This is a genomic window from Comamonas sp. GB3 AK4-5, from assembly GCF_041320665.1.
In the GTDB taxonomy this organism is placed as follows: Bacteria; Pseudomonadota; Gammaproteobacteria; order Burkholderiales; family Burkholderiaceae_C; genus Comamonas.
Map to the genome: position 1 here is coordinate 196,409 of NZ_CP166730.1, position 15,491 is coordinate 211,899.

The window sequence follows — 15,491 nt, forward strand, 5'->3', positions numbered from 1 at the left end:
CGCTGGGCCGTAGAGGCCGTGTCGGTTGGAAGGGGCCGCCCTGCCAGGACGGCCGCTGCGGGGTGCTACGCTTGCGGTCTATGAGACGTGCTTACCTGTTCGTGCTGGTGCTGTGGTTGTGCATGCCATGGAGTGTTCGGGCCCAGCATGCGCTGCTGCTGACAGCCGATACTCCCCATATCTCGGGCACGGGCGCATTGTCCCTGTTTCAGGACCGCACCGGCCAAGAGGAACCAGACCTGGTTCTGGCCGATGTGCCATGGCGGGCGTTACCGGGTGAGCTTAGCGCGGGATATACGACGGACAGCCTCTGGCTTTCGCTGCGGGTAAGGCGTGACGCCGCAGCGCCCTCCGCATGGGTGTTGACGTTGAGCAATGCATTGTTCGATCAGGTGGAGCTGTTCCAACGCACCCCAGCGGGTGGCTGGTTGCGCTTTCAGGCCGGAGAGGATCTGCCGCGCACGGCGTGGCCACTCAACACGCGTCATGCCTCGTTTCCGCTGGACCTGCCTGCGGAGCAGGAGGTGGTGTTGCTGCTGCACATTCAGTCGCGCAACGCCATCTCCAGCACGGTCGGTGTCTGGCAGCGGGACGCCTTCGACAACGACTCCCGCAAGGATGCGCTGTTCCACGGGCTTTATTTCGGCTGCTATGTGCTGCTGATCGTGTTGCACATTTTTTTCTGGCGCATGACCCGGGAGGCGCACAGCGGCTGGTATTTGCTGTACGTGGCGCTGGCCCTCACGGTACAGACGCTCACCGCCGGAATCCCGCAGTGGATTTTTCAGCTTCCAGGTGCCCTCTCAGACTTTTTGCTGGCGGGCAGCATCTGCATGGCCTTGATCGTGGGGGTCAAATTTGCGGTGCTGCAGCTCGATATGGCCACGGTCTGGCCGCGCTTTTCCCGTGTATTGACTGGCTCGGTGGCCCTGCTTGGCCTGTTGTGCATGGGGTTGGTGCTGACGCTGGGTTATGCCCAGGGCGTCGTCCCGGCGCAGCTGTTGTCGCTGTTGCTGATCGCATTGATGCTGGGTCTCAGCCTGTATTTGCTGCAGCAAGGCCACCGACCCGCCCGTTTTTTTCTGTTTGCCTTTGGTATTTACTACGCGGGCATCGTGGTCAGCTTCATGCGCAACCTTTCGGTGCTGCCCTCGAATTTCTGGACCATCAATGCGGCCTCGTTCGGCACGTTGATCCATATGCTGGCCATGAGCATGCGACTGCACGCCCGCTATGACGGCTTGCGCAAGCAGGCCGCCCAAGCCCAGGAGCAGACCATGCAGGCGGTGCGCAGGCTCAACGAAGGTCTGGAAGAAGAGGTGGCCGTGCGCACGGCCGATCTGGAGCATGAAATCGAGCGCCGCAAGCTGCTGGAAAACGAGCTACGCAGCTCGCTGGACACCGAACGCCGCGCCAAGGAAGAGCAGCGCAGCTTTGTGGCCATGGTGTCCCATGAGTTCAGAACCCCGTTGGCCATCATCAACATGACGGCCCAGCAGATTGCACGCAATCCCCAGGCCTCCCGGGATGAGGTGCTGGTGCGCTGCCAGAACCTGCGCAACACCACGCGGCGCATGTCGGACATGGTGGACCAGTACCTGGCCGCAGACCGCATGGATGCGGCGACGCCGTCGTTCTCACCCCGATCCTGCCATCTCGTGGAACTGCTGGATGCGTTGGCCAAGGAGTGGCCGCAAGGGCGGGTGAGGCTGGACTGCGGCATATTGCCGGAGCGCGTGTACTGCGACCCGGAGCTGATGAAGGTGGCACTGCGCAATCTGCTGGCCAACGCCGACCGCCATGCACCACCTGAAAGCGAGGTGCTGCTGCATGCTGAGAGCGCTTCCGATTCAGGCATTCACATTCATGTGCGCCATGGTGGCGACGCCATTCCGTTGGAAGAAGTGCCGCGCCTGTTCCTGAAATACTTCCGAGGTCGGCTGGCCCAACACCGCCCTGGCGCAGGGCTGGGCCTGTATCTGGTCCAGCAGATTGCCCAAAGCCATGGAGGCAAGGTGTGGCTGGAAGAGGCCGGTGGAGCGGGCCGCATCACATTCAGTCTCTGGCTTCCCTCCAACCGGTCTGAGTGAGGGGCTGAGTCACACCGTGTGCGTGCCAAAAATCTAGAGCACGTTCTTGTCGCGCAGCGCCTGCAGCTGGGCTGCGTCAAGCTGCAGTCTTTCGCGCAGCACTTCCTCGGTGTGCTGGCCCAGGGCCGGTGGCGCGTAGCGCAGCGTGGCCGGGGTGTCGGACAGGCGCAGAGGGCTGGACGTGGTAGTGACTTGGTTGATGAACTCGCCTTCCGGCATCTGGCCGTCCGGGTAACGCTGCTGCGTGATGCGCAGGCCACGCGCCTGCACATGGGGGTCGTCAAAGGCCTGGCGGATGTTGTTGATGGGCCCGCAGGGCACGGCGCGGGACTCGAGCAGGGCGATCCAGTCGGCCGTGCTGCGGCTGCGGGTCAGCGCCGTCATCATCGCCACCATCTCGCCCCGGTGGATGACGCGCCCCGCATTGGTGGTGAAGCGCGCGTCCTGGTGCCACTCCACACCGGCGGCCTCGCAAAAACGTGCGAACTGGCCGTCGTTGCCAATGGCCAGCAGCATATTGCCGTCGGCCGTGGGGAAGTCCTGGTAGGGCACCACGCTGGGGTGGGTGTTGCCCTGGCGGCCGGGAATATTGCCGGTGTTCAAAAAGCCTGCGCCCTGGTTGGCCAGCACGGCCATGGCCACGTCCAGCAGCGCCATGTCGATATGCTGGCCGCGGCCGGTGTGGTGGCGCGCTTCCAGCGCGCTCAGGATGGCACTGGTGGCATACATGCCTGTGAACAAATCGATTACCGCCACACCCACACGCAAAGGGCCGCCGCCGGGCTCCGTATCGGCACGGCCGGTGATGCTCATCAAGCCGCTCATGGCCTGGATCAGCAGGTCATAGCCGGCACGCGGCGCGTAGGGGCCGGTGTGGCCAAAGCCGGTGACCGAGCAGTAAATCAAACGGGGGTTGAGGGCAGACAGACTGGCGTAGTCCAGACCGTAGCGCTGCAGGCCGCCGGTCTTGAAGTTCTCCACCACGATGTCGCTGTCCTTGGCCAGTGCGCGAATGATGGCCTGGCCCTCTGTGGTGGCCATGTCCACTGTGACCGAGCGCTTGTTGCGATTGCAGGCCGCGAAGTAGCAGGCATGCTCGGACGCATCGCCCTGTGCATCGGCAAAAAAGGGCGGACCCCAGTGGCGGGTGTCATCGCCCTCGCCGGGCTTTTCGATCTTGATGACATCGGCCCCCATATCGGCCAGATTCTGTGTGCACCAGGGGCCGGCAAGCACGCGGGAAAGATCCAGCACACGCAGATGGCTCAGAGCGCCTGTGCGGGTGGTGGCAGAAGAGGCAGGGGCAGCAGCAGTCATGGAAAAAGCTCAGGTCCGAAGAGGGGGGCTGGCAGCCATCGTAGGCAAGCCGGGCCGCTGCGTGTTTCGCATTTGTGGAATGCCGGGTTTGCCCGGGACGGCGGTTCATACCGTGCATCTCCGCGCCAATGCGCGACAGCCGATAGCTTGCTGCGTTCTTACAATGCAGCGCATGTCCATGCACTTTGACCTCGTAGACCTGCGCCTGATGACCCATATCGCGGAGGCCAACAGCATGACCCGCGGTGCCGAGCTCTCCTGCATCTCGCTGCCCGCCGCCAGCACGCGCATCAAGAACCTGGAAGACAGCATTGGCACCAAGCTGCTCTACCGCACCAGCCAGGGCGTGACGCTGACGCCACCCGGCCAGGCTTTTGTCACCCATGCCCGCATGGTGCTCAGCCAGATCGAACATTTGCGCGGTGACATGCAGGAGTATGTGCGCGGCATCAAGGGCCATTTGCGCGTGTATGCCAACACCACTTCGCTGAGCGAATTCCTGCCGCCGGTGCTGCGCGAGTTTCTGGGCCGCAACCCCGATGTGAACGTGGACCTGCGCGAGCGCCTGTCCCACGATATCGTGCGTGCCGTGACCGAGGGGCAGACCGACATCGGCATCGTGGCCGGCCTGGTGCGCACCGAGAACCTGGAGACCCTGCCCTACCGCAAGGACAGGCTGGTGCTGGTGGTGCCCAAGGGCCATGCCCTGGACGGGGTGATGCAGCTGGCGTTTGCCGACACGCTGGACCTGGACTATGTGGGCCTGCACGAATCCAGCGCCATCCACGCTTTTCTGCGCCAGGCCTCGGACCAGCTGCACAAGCCCATCAAGCTGCGCATCCAGGTGGGCAACTTCGAGACGGCCTGCCGCATGATCGAGTCCGGCGTGGGCGTGGGCGTGCTGCCGGAGTCTGCCGCCAGCCGCCACGCGGCCTCCATGGACATCGCCATCGTGCCGCTGTCGGATGCCTGGTCGGTGCGCGATATGCAGATCTGCATGCGCAGCCTGGATGCGCTGCCCAGCTTTGCCAAGGAGCTGGTGGAGTTGCTGGTGATGGATGCGGCGGGAACACCTGATACCGACGAGATGCTTTAAGCGTCTTCTAAAACCAGAGCACGCTGTGCGTATGACAAGCCGATCTTCAAGCTGTTTAGTTTGTAGGTCGGCTATTTATCAGCGATCGCTACTCACTTTTTATCCAACGTGGTCGGCGCCAACCAGTACTTGAACGTGCCCTGTGCGGTGGCCACCAGCGTGCCCTGCGCGTCGGTGATCTGGGCGGCGCAGCTGCACAGGCTGCGGCTGGCCTGCACCACCCAGCCTTCGGCCAGCAAACCGCCGCGACCGGGGCGGTGAAAGCGGCTGCTCATCTCTACCGTCACAGCGGTTTGCGACGGGGCATCTGGCAGTGCGCCAGCGGCGCGTGACATCACGGAATCGAGCAGGCTCATCAGCACGCCGCCGTGGGCGGCGGGCAGCTGGTTGAGCAGTTCCTCGCGCAATTCGGGCAGCCGTACCTGCACCTTGCCGGGTGGTGCATCGGCCACCTGGCTGGCGCCCAGCAGGCGCATAAAGGCGCTGCGCTCCTGGGCCGGTGTGGGGGCTGGAGTTTTGGCGCTCATGCGTTGGCGCGGGCTTCGCGCACCATGTTGCGGGCAATGATGATTTGCTGGATCTGCGTCGTGCCTTCGTACAGGCGGAACAGGCGCACATCGCGGTAAAAGCGCTCTATGCCGTATTCCGACATATAGCCCGATCCGCCCAGAATCTGCACCGCGCGGTCGGCCACGCGGCCGCACATTTCGGTGGCAAACATCTTGGCGCTGGAGGCCTCGGTGGACACATTGCAGCCATCGTCGCGGCGGCGGGCGGCGTCAACCGTCATGCACTCGGCGGCATACAGCTCGGCCTGGCTGTCGGCCAGCATTGCCTGCACCAGCTGAAAGTCGCAAATCGCCTGGCCGAACTGCTTGCGCTCCAGCGCGTACTGCAGGGCGTCGCGCAGAATGCGCTTGGCGCAGCCCACGGCCACGGCGGCAATGTGGATGCGGCCTTTTTCCAGCACCTTCATGGCGGTCTTGAAGCCCTTGCCTTCCTGCAGGCCGATGAGGTTGGCGGCCGGCACCTTGACGTTGTCAAAGATCACATCGCAGGTGTGGGCGCCGCGCTGGCCCATCTTCTTGTCGTATTTGCCAAAGCTGATGCCGGGGGATTTGGCGTCGACGATGAAGGAGGACACGCCACCCGCGCCCTTGTCCTCAGGGTTGGTGCGGGCCATCAGCGTGAACATACCGGCATGGGGTGCATTGGTGATGAAGCGCTTGGTGCCGTTGACGATGTAGTGGTCGCCGTTCTTGATGGCCGTGGTGCGCAGCGAGGCTGCATCCGAGCCGGCCTCGGGCTCGGTCAGTGCGAACGAGGCTATGACCTCACCGGTGGCCAGCTTGGGCAGCCACTGCGCCTGCTGCTCGGGCGTGCCATCCATCAAAATGCCTTGCGATCCAATGCCCACGGTGGTGCCGATGACGGAACGAAAAGCCGGTGCGGTCTGGCACAGCTCCAGCAGCACGCGCACCTCTTCCTCCATGGTCAGCTCCAGACCGCCGAACTGCTCGGGAATGGTCAGGCCAAACAGGCCCAGATCGCGCATTTCCTGCACGATGGCTTCGGGGATTTCGTCGGTCTCTGCCACCTCGTTTTCGGCGGGCACCAGGCGCTCGCGCACAAAGCGGCGCACGCTGTCGAGCAGGGCTTCAAGGGTTTCGGGGTCGCGAATCATGTGATTTATTCCTTGTCTCAGTATTGGCATGTCTTGCCCAGTGGGTAACTTTGAAAACCACCAAACAAGTGATGCCCGTGAAGTAAAAAACTGGCGCAACCCAAAGTCAGGGACAGCGAGCAAGGGCCGCCCCGCCGCGAGGCTGTCGTCCCCCTCCCGCGAAGCGAGAGAGGGGGAAGGCGCGCAGCGACTCAGGGGGTGAGGGCCTCCGCCGTTCCCAGAACCGCCGTGGCTTGGCTGGACAGCGTGCCGCCGTTGCCATGCACCACGGCCGTGCGGTGGCGCTCCAGCTGGCGCTGGCCGGCCTGGCCACGCAGCTGGCGCACGGCCTCGATCAGCAGGAAGACGCCATACATGCCGGGGTGTACGCAGGACAGGCCACCGCCATTGGTGTTCACGGCCAGGCGGCCGCCCGGCGCAATGCCTCCGTTTTCGACAAAGGCGCCGCCTTCCCCTTTCTTGCAAAACCCCAGGTCTTCCAGGAACAAGATGGTGTTGATGGTGAAGGCGTCATACAGCTGGGCCATGTCCATATCGGCCGGTGTCAGCCCCGCCATGGCAAAGGCCTGCTGGCCGGATTGCGTGGCCGAGGTCACGGTCAGGTCGGGCATGCAGGAGATCTGGCGGTTCCAGCAGGCCGTGGCATTGCCCAGGATGTAGACGGGGGGCTGGGCCAGGTCCTTGGCGCGGTCCGCACGGGTGAGCACGATGGCACCGGCCCCATCGGTGACCAGGCAGCAGTCGCGCACCCCCAAGGGGCTGGAGACCATGCGTGCCTTCAGCACCTCGTCGATGGTGAGCGGGTCGCGCATAAAGGCTTCGGGGTTGAGCTGGGCCCAGGCGCGGGCCGCCACCGCCACCTCGGCCAGCTGCTCGCGCGTGGTACCGTACTGGTGCATATGACGCTGGGCCGCCAGCGCGTAGGCCGAGGCCGGCAGCAGCGGGTCATAGGGGTGCTCGTAGGGCTGGGGGTCCATGGCACGGCGCGCGGCCACGATGTCCTTGCGGCCTGCGGCGCCGGAGCGCTGGGCGCTGCCGTAGCAGATCAGCACGGCCTTGCACTGGCCGGCTTCCAGGGCGCGCATGGCGGGCAGCAAATGGGCCACAAAGCTGCTGCCGCCCAGCATGGTGCCGTCGATGTAGCTGGGGTTGATGCCCAGGTGCTCGATCACGGGCATGGCCCACATGCTGGCCGTGACGCTGCAGGTGGCAATGCCGTCGATGTCCTGCATGGTCAGGCCGGCATCGGCCACGGCCGCGTAGGCGGCGCGCACCAGCAGCGTCATATCGTCCATGCCGGGGGCCTCGCCGCAGCCATAGGTGGCGGCGCCGGCAATGGCCACCTTGCCACGCAGGGTGCGGTTCACGGCAGCGGCGTCCAGGCTGGACTGGGGCACTTGCAAAGCGGGGTTCATGCGGTGTCTCCCGGGGCGTTGGCGGCAGGGCGGAAGACGACCAGGCCCTTGCCGTTGTGCGGCGTCACCTGGGCGCTGACGCGCATGCCGATCTGCACGCGCTCGGGTGCAATGCCTTCGACGCGGCCCATCATGCGCACGTCTTCATCCAGATCGATCAAGGCCACGTTGTAGTCGCCGCCGGCTTCGGGTTTGCGGGCAATGGTGGTAGTTGAATACACCGTGCCCTGGCCGCTGGGGCGCACCCAGCGCAGCGGGCTGGCGCCGCAGTGCGGGCACAGCTCACGCGGGGTGAATACATGCTGCTTGCAGGCCGTGCATTGCTGGATGGCGAAGCGGCCGGCATCCAGCTCGGCCTGGTAGTGGGTCTGTGCGCTTAAGTGCATGGTGAGGCTTTCGGTCTCCTTGTTCTGTGAACAGCATGCCTGCATAGTGCCCTGGCCTCAATTCGTGAATCTGAAACACCGTCTTCGCCGAGAAGCAGGCGATGGTGGTGGGGGCACGCCGCCGGAGGCCACCATCCCCTGCGCTTGGGGATGGGGCAAAGTTTTCCCTGGCCTTTGCAGCCGATGGCACGGGATCAGCCGGCCTTGATGCCCGCGGTCTGTATCACCTTCTTCCACTTCTGCAGCTCGCTTTTCAGGCGCTGGCGCAGGTCTTCGGCCGTACCCGGATCGCCTTCGGCACCGGCCTCCAGCAGGCGGGCCTTCACGGCCGGGTCGCTCAAGGCCTGGTTGAAGTCGGCGTTCAGCTTGGCCAGAACGGCCTCCGGCGTCTTGGCTGGCGCAAACAGCGCGGCCCAGGAATAGGCCTCGTAGTGGGGCAGGCCACCGGACTCGGCAATGGTTGGCACCTGGGGCAGCATGTCCGAGCGCTTTTTGCTGGCCACGCCCAGCACCTTGATGCGGCCGGTCTTGATGTGCTGCAGGGCCGAGGGGGCATCGGCAAACATCAGCTGGATCTGCCCGCCCAGCAAATCCGTCATGGCGGGGGCGCTGCCCTTGTAGGGAATGTGCTGCAGCTGGGTGCCGGCCTCCATGTTGAACAGCTCGCCGGCCAGGTGGGTGCCGCCGCCATTGCCCGAGGAGCCATAGCTGAGCACTGTGCCCTTTTTGGACAGGGCAATCAGCTCCTTGACGTTGTTCACCGGCACCGAGGAATGGGCCACCAGAAACACCGGGAACATGGCCGCAAAGCTGACGGGGACAAAGTCTTTTTCAATGTCATAGGACAGCTTGCCCATCAGCCAGGGGTTGACGGTATGGTGGATGGAGGCGACGAAGAAGTTGTAGCCGTCGGCGGGCTCTTTGGCCGCAACAGCCGCGCCCACCACGCCGCCCGCGCCGGCGCGGTTGTCGATGATGGTGGGCTGGCTCCACATCGTGGCCAGCTTTTGCGTGAAGATGCGCGCCGTGGTGTCCACCGGGCCACCGGGTGGGAAAGGCACGGTGAATTTCACCGCCCTGGCAGGCCAGGGGCTGGTCTGGGCCCAGGCGGTGGTGCCCAGGGGGCTGAGGGCGGCCGTGGCCAGCAGCTGGCGGCGGGTCAGGGATATAGCGTGGGATGGCATGGGGGTTGTCTCCTAGAGGGGAAGGGCCTCGGCCTGGGCTTGCAGCAGGCGCTTCACAATCTTGCCGTTGGGGTTGGTGGGCAGCGCGGCCACGGTCTCGATGCGGGATGGGCGCTTGTAGGGCGCCAGCTGCTCGCGCAAATGGGCTTGTAGCGCCGCACTATCCAGCTGGCAGCCGGGGCGCAGTTCCACAAAGGCGATCACCTGCTCGTTGCCATCGGCCTCCTTGCGCCCGACCACGGCCGAGCGCTCGATGCTGGGGTGGGCATTCAGCGCGGTCTCGACCTCGGCGGGATAGACGTTGAAGCCGGAGCGGATGATCATTTCCTTCAAACGGCCCACCACCCACAGCGCGCCGTCAGCGGCCAGCTCGCCCAGGTCGCCGCTGGCATACCAGCCACCGGGACGCATCACGGCAGCCGTGGCCTCGGGGTCGCGGAAATAGCCGGGCATCAGGCCACGGCCGCGCACCCACAGCTCGCCGCGCTCTCCGCAGGGCAAGGCCTGGCCGGTGGCAGGGTCGGTCACCTGCACCTCGGCCTCGGCCACGGCATGGCCGGCACTGGTGTCCTTGCGCCACTCGTTGATGCGGGTGATGTGGACCGAGCCGGCGTATTCCGACAGCCCATAGCCATGGTGCAAGGCCTGGCCGAACAAGGCCTCCACGCGTTCCTTGAGGGCCATGTCCAGCGGGCCTGCGCCGGTGTAGACAAAGCGCAGCGCCGGGGCCTTGACATGGGTGATGCCCTGCTCCTGCAAATAGGCCAGCAGGCGAGAGAACAGCGCGGGTGGGCCTTGCAGCTGGGAGACGCCATGGTGCTCCAGCGCATCGAGCAGATCGGTAGGGTCGAACTGCGGGCGCATCACCAACTGGGCCCGGGCCTGCAAGGCTGTGAGCATGACGGTGGCCAGGCCAAAGATATGCGTCATGGGCACAAAGGCATAGCAGCGGTCGGCCGGCGACAGCGCACGGGATGCCGCAGACTGCTGGGCAAAGTGGCACAGCGCGTCATGGCCCAGCATCACGCCCTTGGGCTGGCCGGTGGTGCCCGAGGTGAAGATCAGCCCCGCCACCTCGGCTTGCAGCGGCCCGGTTTCGGGCTGGCTGTCGGCCTTGACGGGGCTGTAGGCCATGCCCGGCAGGCAGCTGGGCAGGGCCTGGTGGCGCTGGGCATGGGCTTGTGCGCTGGCGGAAGCGCTGGCCGTGAAATACACGGTGCGCGCATCGGCGCGCTGGGCGAAGGCATCGATCTCTGCCGGCGCCATGCGGGCGTTGACGCCGCAGGACCAGGCGCCGATGCGGCTGCAGGCAAAGATCAGCGCCGCGTGCTCGGGGCAGTTCTCGGCCACGACCATGACGCGGTCACCGGGGCGTACCTGCAGGCTGCGCAACTCCTGCTCGGCCTGGTCGGTCAGGTGGGACAGATCGGCAAAGCTGAGGCTGCGGTCGGGCAGCAGGATGAAGGGCGCATCGGGCGCTTGCTCCAGGCTGCGTTCCAGTAAATGGTGGATGCGTGCTGCCATGGTCAGTTGATCTCGATGCCCTGGGTCACGGTGGCCCACATGGCACGTTCCTTGGCGGCGCGATCCGTGAGCGTCTGGGGGGCGCCGGTCCATTCGTCATAGCCCAGCTCGGCGTAGCGCTTTTTCAGCTCGGGCTGGGCCAGGGCGGCGTTGATGGCCTTGTTCAGCTGCTGCACCAGCTCGGGCGCCATGCCCTTGGGTGCGAACACGCCATACCAGCCGCCCACGTCAAAGCCCTTGAGGCCTTCGATGCCGGACTCGGCAAAGGTCGGCACATCGGGCAGAGAGGGGTTGCGCTTGGGCGATGTCACCGCCACGGCCCTGACCTTGTTGCTATGGATATAGGTGCTGGCCGTGCTGATGATGTCCATCATCATGCTGATCTGGCCGCCGATCACATCGGTCATGGCCGGGGCATTGCCCTTGTAGGGCACATGGTTGAGATCAATGCCGCTGCGCTTGGCAAACAGCAAGGTGCCCAGGTGGTTGGAGCCGCCTATTCCGGCCGAGCCATAGCTCAGTCTTCCGGGGTTGGCCTTGGCATAGCCCACTAGCTCGGCCACGTTCTTGTAGGGCTCGTTGTTGTTGATCACCAGCACGTTGTAATAGCTCAGCACCGGTGCCAGTGCCGTCAAATCCCTGGCCGGATCGAACTGCATTTGCTTCATCACATTGGGGCTGATGGTGATGGTGGGGCTGGCGGCAAACCACAGTGTCTTGCCGTCGGGCTTGGCGCGCACCACTTCGCTGCCTGCCAGCGTGGCATTGGCGCCGGTCTTGTTTTCCACGGTGACGGGGCTGCCCAGCTCCTTGGAGAGGGCCTGTGCAAACAGGCGCGCACCCTGGTCCACAGGGCCGCCGGCCGAGTAGCCGACCATCAGACGAACGGGGGCGTTATTGCCTCCGATTTGGGCCATGGCCGTGGTGGCAGCGGTCAGCGCCAACGCGGCCAGCAGAATGTTGCGGCGTGTGCTTGTGGGCATGTCTTGTCTCCTGGTGATGGGCCCGTTATGGGAATGCATGAAGGCCATGCATATCGGGCTTGGTTGACCTACAAGACGCCATGGTGGGCGAGCCCGCTGCCTAGGGGAATCTGCATTTTGCGAACCCAGGCTTTGCACGCATTTATGGGGTAGTAACCCTGAGGGTGCCTTGCGCAACCACGCAAAAAAGCCACCGGCTGCCAAGACTGCCGGCGGCAAACACAACCGAGGAGACGGTGTTGAGAGCGTGTTGACTGTCTCTACGCAGACGCGCCGCGAGGAGATCGTAAAAACGCTTTTAGTAGCGCTCGAACACAGCGGCAATGCCCTGGCCGCCGCCTATGCACATGGTCTCCAGGCCATAGCGGCCCTTGCGGCGCTCCAGCTCATGCAGCAGCGTGGCCAGAATGCGCACGCCGGTGGCGCCAATGGGGTGGCCCAGCGAGATGCCGGAGCCGTTCACATTCAGCTTGTGGTCAATCGCATCCTTGTCGTTCCATTCCCAGCCCTTGAGCACGGCCAGCACCTGGCAGGCAAAGGCCTCGTTCAGCTCCACCAGGTCCATTTGGTCCAGCGTCAGATTCAGGCGTGACAGCAGCTTTTTCACGGCCGGCACAGGGCCAATGCCCATGTGCGATGGCTCGCAGCCCGCAGCCGCCCAGCCCACCATGGCGGCCATGGGCGTGAGGCCCAGCTCGGCCAGCTTGTCCTCGGCCACGATCAGGCAGGCGGCCGAAGCATCGTTTTGCTGGCTGGCATTGCCCGCTGTCACCGTGCCGCCTGGCATCAGCACACGCAGCTTGGCCAGGCTGTCCATGGTGGTGGCGGCGCGAAAGCCCTCGTCCTGGCTGAACAGCAGGGGCTCGCCCTTGCGCTGTGGCACGGACACGGAAACGACTTCGTCGTGGAAGCGGCCGGCCGCCCAGGCATCGGCCGCACGCTGGTGGCTGCGCATGGCAAAGGCGTCGGCCGCGTCGCGCGTGATGCCGTAGTCGCGGGCCAGGTTCTCTGCCGTCTCGATCATTCCCGAGATCTTGCCAAAGCGTTCCACAGGCTGGGAGCGCTCGCGGCCGCGATCCAGGCGGTCAAACATGCGCACATTGCCCGAGCGTGCGCCCCAGCGCATATCGGGGCTGTAGTACTCGATGTTGCTCATACTCTCCACGCCCCCGGCAATCACCACGTCGGCGGCGCCGCTTTGCACCATCATGGCGGCCGTGGCAATGGCCTGCAGGCCACCGCCGCAGCGGCGGTCCAGCTGCATGCCCGGCATCTCCACCGGCAGACCGGCCTGCAAGGCGGCCCAGCGGCCCACGCAAGGTGTTTCGCTGCTGGCATAGGACTGTGCAAACACCACATCGTCGATGCGGGCGGGGTCAATGCCGCTGCGCTCCACCACGGCGCGCACCGTGGTGGCGGCCAGCTCCTCCACGGGAACGGGACGTAGACTGCCGCCGAAAGTACCGACGGGGGTGCGAAGCGGGGAAACAATGGCGGCACGGCGCATGGGGTGGACTCCTTGTGGTGATGTTGTGATGCGGTGATGAGGGCGGCGGCTCAATGGAGGAAAGCTGCCCCGCATTGGCGCAGCAGGCCATGGGCCTCCTGCTCCAAATGTTCTTGGTGCTCGGGCGCGGCAATGTCTATCAGGCGGCGCACGCGCCGGGACAGCGGCTGGCCGCGCAGATCGGCCACGCCATGCTCGGTGACGATCAAGCCGGCATCGGCACGCGGCGTGCTCACCGGGCCGGAGAGGCTGGCCACGATGCGGCTGTGGGCCTTTGCGGTGGAGGGCAGGGCCACAATCGGCAGGCCGCCCTTGCTGCGGGCGGCGCCGCGCAGAAAGTCCATAGCCCCGCCCACGGCACCCATATAGACGCCACCGGCAACCTCGGCATTGATCTGCCCCGTCAGGTCCACCTCGATGGCGGCGTTGATGGCCACCAGCCTGTTCATGCCCGCCAGCACCTCGGGGTGGTGGGTGTAGCCGGTTTCGCGCAGTTGCAACTGGGGGTTGTGATGGGCCCATTGGCGCAGCCGCGCTCCGCCCATGAGCAGGCCTGCCGTGCCCACGCCCGGGTCTATGTTTTTGCGTGCATGGGTCAGCACACCGGCCTCGGCCAGGGCGACCACGCCGTCGCCTATGGCGCCGCTGTGCAGGCCCAGATCCCTGTGCTGGCGCAGTGCGGCCAGCACGGCCTCCGGCAGATTGCCCACGCCCAGCTGCAGGCAGCTGCCGTCTTCGACCAAACCGGCGATATGGGCCGCAATCGCTTGCTCTGCCGCGCCGGGCGCTGTGCGCGCCATCTCGGGCAGATCGCTGTCGGAGTCAATGAGCAGATCAAAGTCGTTGGCCTGCAGATAGGGGCCGCCAGCGGTCCACGGCACATCGGGGTGGACCTCGCCCACGATGACGCGGGCGCGCGCCATGGCGGCGGGCAGGTATTCGCGCACCTGGCCCAGGCTGTGGCGGCCCTGGGCGTCGGGTGGTGACACCTGGAGGAACACAACATTGGCGGGAATCGCACCACGCTCCACCAGCGGCGGTAGCTGCGAGTAGTGGGACGGAATGATGTCCAGTACACCGGCCTGGGCCAGCGCGCGGTGAGGGCCGCTGGCGGCATAGCCCAGAAAATCCAGCACATCGGCATGCGCGGGCTGCAGCGTGTCCGACAGGCCCAGGCCCACAAACACCTGCAGCCGGCCGCCTTGGGCCAGTGCATGGCGGTGCTGCACCAGGCTGCGGGTCAGTGTCAGCGGCTCGGCCGTGGCCTGGCCCCACCACAAGGTGTCACCGGGGCGTAGCAAGGCCTGCAGCTGCGCGTCAAGTGCGCTCATTCCTTGCGGTCCCAGTCAAAGCGCAGAGGCTGCTTGTCCTTGAAGCGGCCAATGGCGTCCAGGTGGTAGTCGGAGCCGCGGCAAATGGCTTGCGCGCTGGCTTCCAGCTCGGCCATGGCATGGGCGTTCAGCTCGAAGGCCTGGTTCATGATGTTCTTGGCCATGCCAATGGCCACCGTGGACGCGCCGGCAAAGCGGGCCGCCAGTTGCTGGGTGGCCTGTTGCAGCGCTGCGGCGTCTTCCACGATGTCGTAGACCATGCCCAGTGCCTTGGCCTCGTCCGCACCCACGGTGCGCGCGGTGAAGACCAGCTCCTTGGCTTTTTGCAGACCCACAATGCGCGGCAGCAGCTGCATGGCACCCAGGTCGGGCACCAGGCCGATGCGGCCAAACACGGCGCAGAACTTGGCACGGCGCGTGGCAAGCACAAAGTCGGCGGCCAGGGCCAGGCTCAGGCCGGCGCCAAAGGCCGGGCCATCCACGGCGGCAATCACCGGCTTTTCCATGTTCACCAGCTCGGCAAACCACTGGTGCAGGGCGCGCATGCGTTCGCGGTGGGCCACGCTGCCTTGCTGGCTGTTCATCATCAGGCTGATATCGCCCCCGGAGCAGAAGGCACCGCCGGCACCGGTGAGCACCACGGTGTGCACATGGGCGTCATCGCGCATCTGGACCACGGCCTGGGCCAGTCCGTCGCGCACTTCCAGGCCCAGGGCATTGCGTGCCTCGGGGCGGTTGAGGGTGATGGTGCCCACACCGTTTTCCACGGTGGTCAATACGGCAGAGTGGTTCATGGATGGTGCCAATCAAAGAGAAAAAAGTGGAATGTGCAGGGGGAGGGGGGACGTCACTGCCACTTGGCAAGCAGTCCCTCACCCCCACCCTCTCCCGCAAGCGGGCGAGGGAGAAAAGCCAAGCCAGGGCAGCCCCGCCGCATATAGCGCCCCTTTCGCCAGGGACAGCGAGCAAGGGCC

Annotated in this window: 13 protein-coding genes; 2 read left to right on the top strand and 11 right to left on the bottom strand. The window is 65.4% G+C overall.

Going from position 1 to position 15,491, the window contains the following annotated elements; all coding sequences use genetic code 11:
• Window positions 1-80 precede the first annotated feature (80 nt).
• Complete coding sequence (locus tag ACA027_RS00800) at window positions 81-2,090, top strand: 7TM diverse intracellular signaling domain-containing protein (RefSeq protein WP_370680518.1); 2,010 nt, start codon at window positions 81-83, stop codon at window positions 2,088-2,090.
• A 33-nt stretch (window positions 2,091-2,123) separates the two neighbouring features.
• On the opposite strand, the gene ACA027_RS00805 is transcribed toward ACA027_RS00800, so the two are convergent.
• Window positions 2,124-3,407, bottom strand: coding sequence for a CaiB/BaiF CoA transferase family protein (locus tag ACA027_RS00805; RefSeq protein ID WP_370680519.1), 1,284 nt, complete (start codon window positions 3,405-3,407; stop codon window positions 2,124-2,126).
• 172 nt (window positions 3,408-3,579) lie between these two features.
• Here ACA027_RS00805 and ACA027_RS00810 point away from each other — a divergent pair, with 172 nt between their 5' ends.
• The gene (locus tag ACA027_RS00810; protein ID WP_370680520.1) at window positions 3,580-4,503 is read left to right on the top strand and encodes a LysR substrate-binding domain-containing protein; all 924 of its coding nucleotides are present in this window, start codon (window positions 3,580-3,582) and stop codon (window positions 4,501-4,503) included.
• Between the two features lie 92 nt (window positions 4,504-4,595).
• On the opposite strand, the gene ACA027_RS00815 is transcribed toward ACA027_RS00810, so the two are convergent.
• The 10 genes from ACA027_RS00815 to ACA027_RS00860 form a co-directional block, all read right to left on the bottom strand.
• The gene (locus ACA027_RS00815) at window positions 4,596-5,030 is read right to left on the bottom strand and encodes a PaaI family thioesterase (RefSeq protein WP_370680521.1); all 435 of its coding nucleotides are present in this window, start codon (window positions 5,028-5,030) and stop codon (window positions 4,596-4,598) included.
• The gene (locus tag ACA027_RS00820) at window positions 5,027-6,187 is read right to left on the bottom strand and encodes an acyl-CoA dehydrogenase family protein (protein ID WP_370680522.1); all 1,161 of its coding nucleotides are present in this window, start codon (window positions 6,185-6,187) and stop codon (window positions 5,027-5,029) included. Before ACA027_RS00820 ends, ACA027_RS00815 begins: the two co-directional genes overlap by 4 nt.
• A 191-nt stretch (window positions 6,188-6,378) precedes the next feature.
• Complete coding sequence (locus ACA027_RS00825) at window positions 6,379-7,602, bottom strand: thiolase (RefSeq protein WP_370680523.1); 1,224 nt, start codon at window positions 7,600-7,602, stop codon at window positions 6,379-6,381.
• Entirely contained in the window at window positions 7,599-7,988 is a 390-nt protein-coding gene (locus tag ACA027_RS00830) for a Zn-ribbon domain-containing OB-fold protein (protein ID WP_370680524.1), read from the bottom strand. The genes ACA027_RS00825 and ACA027_RS00830 overlap by 4 nt, the downstream gene beginning before the upstream one ends.
• A gap of 194 nt (window positions 7,989-8,182) precedes the next feature.
• Window positions 8,183-9,172: a Bug family tripartite tricarboxylate transporter substrate binding protein gene (locus tag ACA027_RS00835; RefSeq protein WP_370680525.1), complete on the bottom strand. Its 990-nt coding sequence runs from the start codon at window positions 9,170-9,172 to the stop codon at window positions 8,183-8,185.
• A 12-nt stretch (window positions 9,173-9,184) separates the two neighbouring features.
• Window positions 9,185-10,696, bottom strand: a complete 1,512-nt coding sequence (locus tag ACA027_RS00840) for a class I adenylate-forming enzyme family protein (RefSeq protein ID WP_370680526.1) — start codon at window positions 10,694-10,696, stop codon at window positions 9,185-9,187.
• Window positions 10,697-10,698: 2 nt separating this feature from the next.
• Window positions 10,699-11,679 carry a Bug family tripartite tricarboxylate transporter substrate binding protein gene (locus ACA027_RS00845; RefSeq protein WP_370680527.1) on the bottom strand — a complete coding sequence of 327 codons (981 nt, stop codon included), beginning with the start codon at window positions 11,677-11,679 and terminating at the stop codon, window positions 10,699-10,701.
• Window positions 11,680-11,977: 298 nt separating this feature from the next.
• Window positions 11,978-13,186 (bottom strand): acetyl-CoA C-acetyltransferase, encoded by a 1,209-nt coding sequence (locus ACA027_RS00850; protein WP_370680528.1) that lies wholly within the window; start codon window positions 13,184-13,186, stop codon window positions 11,978-11,980.
• 50 nt (window positions 13,187-13,236) lie between these two features.
• Window positions 13,237-14,517, bottom strand: a complete 1,281-nt coding sequence (locus tag ACA027_RS00855) for an acetyl-CoA hydrolase/transferase family protein (RefSeq protein WP_370680529.1) — start codon at window positions 14,515-14,517, stop codon at window positions 13,237-13,239.
• Entirely contained in the window at window positions 14,514-15,311 is a 798-nt protein-coding gene (locus ACA027_RS00860; protein ID WP_370680530.1) for an enoyl-CoA hydratase/isomerase family protein, read from the bottom strand. The genes ACA027_RS00855 and ACA027_RS00860 overlap by 4 nt, the downstream gene beginning before the upstream one ends.
• Between the last annotated feature and the right edge of the window lie 180 nt (window positions 15,312-15,491).

Coding starts and splice junctions, on each gene's coding strand:
- ACA027_RS00800 (WP_370680518.1), top strand. CDS start 81: ATGAGACGTGCTTACCTGTTCGTGCTGGTGCTGTGGTTGTGCATGCCA.
- ACA027_RS00805 (WP_370680519.1), bottom strand. CDS start 3,407: ATGACTGCTGCTGCCCCTGCCTCTTCTGCCACCACCCGCACAGGCGCT.
- ACA027_RS00810 (WP_370680520.1), top strand. CDS start 3,580: ATGTCCATGCACTTTGACCTCGTAGACCTGCGCCTGATGACCCATATC.
- ACA027_RS00815 (WP_370680521.1), bottom strand. CDS start 5,030: ATGAGCGCCAAAACTCCAGCCCCCACACCGGCCCAGGAGCGCAGCGCC.
- ACA027_RS00820 (WP_370680522.1), bottom strand. CDS start 6,187: ATGATTCGCGACCCCGAAACCCTTGAAGCCCTGCTCGACAGCGTGCGC.
- ACA027_RS00825 (WP_370680523.1), bottom strand. CDS start 7,602: ATGAACCCCGCTTTGCAAGTGCCCCAGTCCAGCCTGGACGCCGCTGCC.
- ACA027_RS00830 (WP_370680524.1), bottom strand. CDS start 7,988: ATGCACTTAAGCGCACAGACCCACTACCAGGCCGAGCTGGATGCCGGC.
- ACA027_RS00835 (WP_370680525.1), bottom strand. CDS start 9,172: ATGCCATCCCACGCTATATCCCTGACCCGCCGCCAGCTGCTGGCCACG.
- ACA027_RS00840 (WP_370680526.1), bottom strand. CDS start 10,696: ATGGCAGCACGCATCCACCATTTACTGGAACGCAGCCTGGAGCAAGCG.
- ACA027_RS00845 (WP_370680527.1), bottom strand. CDS start 11,679: ATGCCCACAAGCACACGCCGCAACATTCTGCTGGCCGCGTTGGCGCTG.
- ACA027_RS00850 (WP_370680528.1), bottom strand. CDS start 13,186: ATGCGCCGTGCCGCCATTGTTTCCCCGCTTCGCACCCCCGTCGGTACT.
- ACA027_RS00855 (WP_370680529.1), bottom strand. CDS start 14,517: ATGAGCGCACTTGACGCGCAGCTGCAGGCCTTGCTACGCCCCGGTGAC.
- ACA027_RS00860 (WP_370680530.1), bottom strand. CDS start 15,311: ATGAACCACTCTGCCGTATTGACCACCGTGGAAAACGGTGTGGGCACC.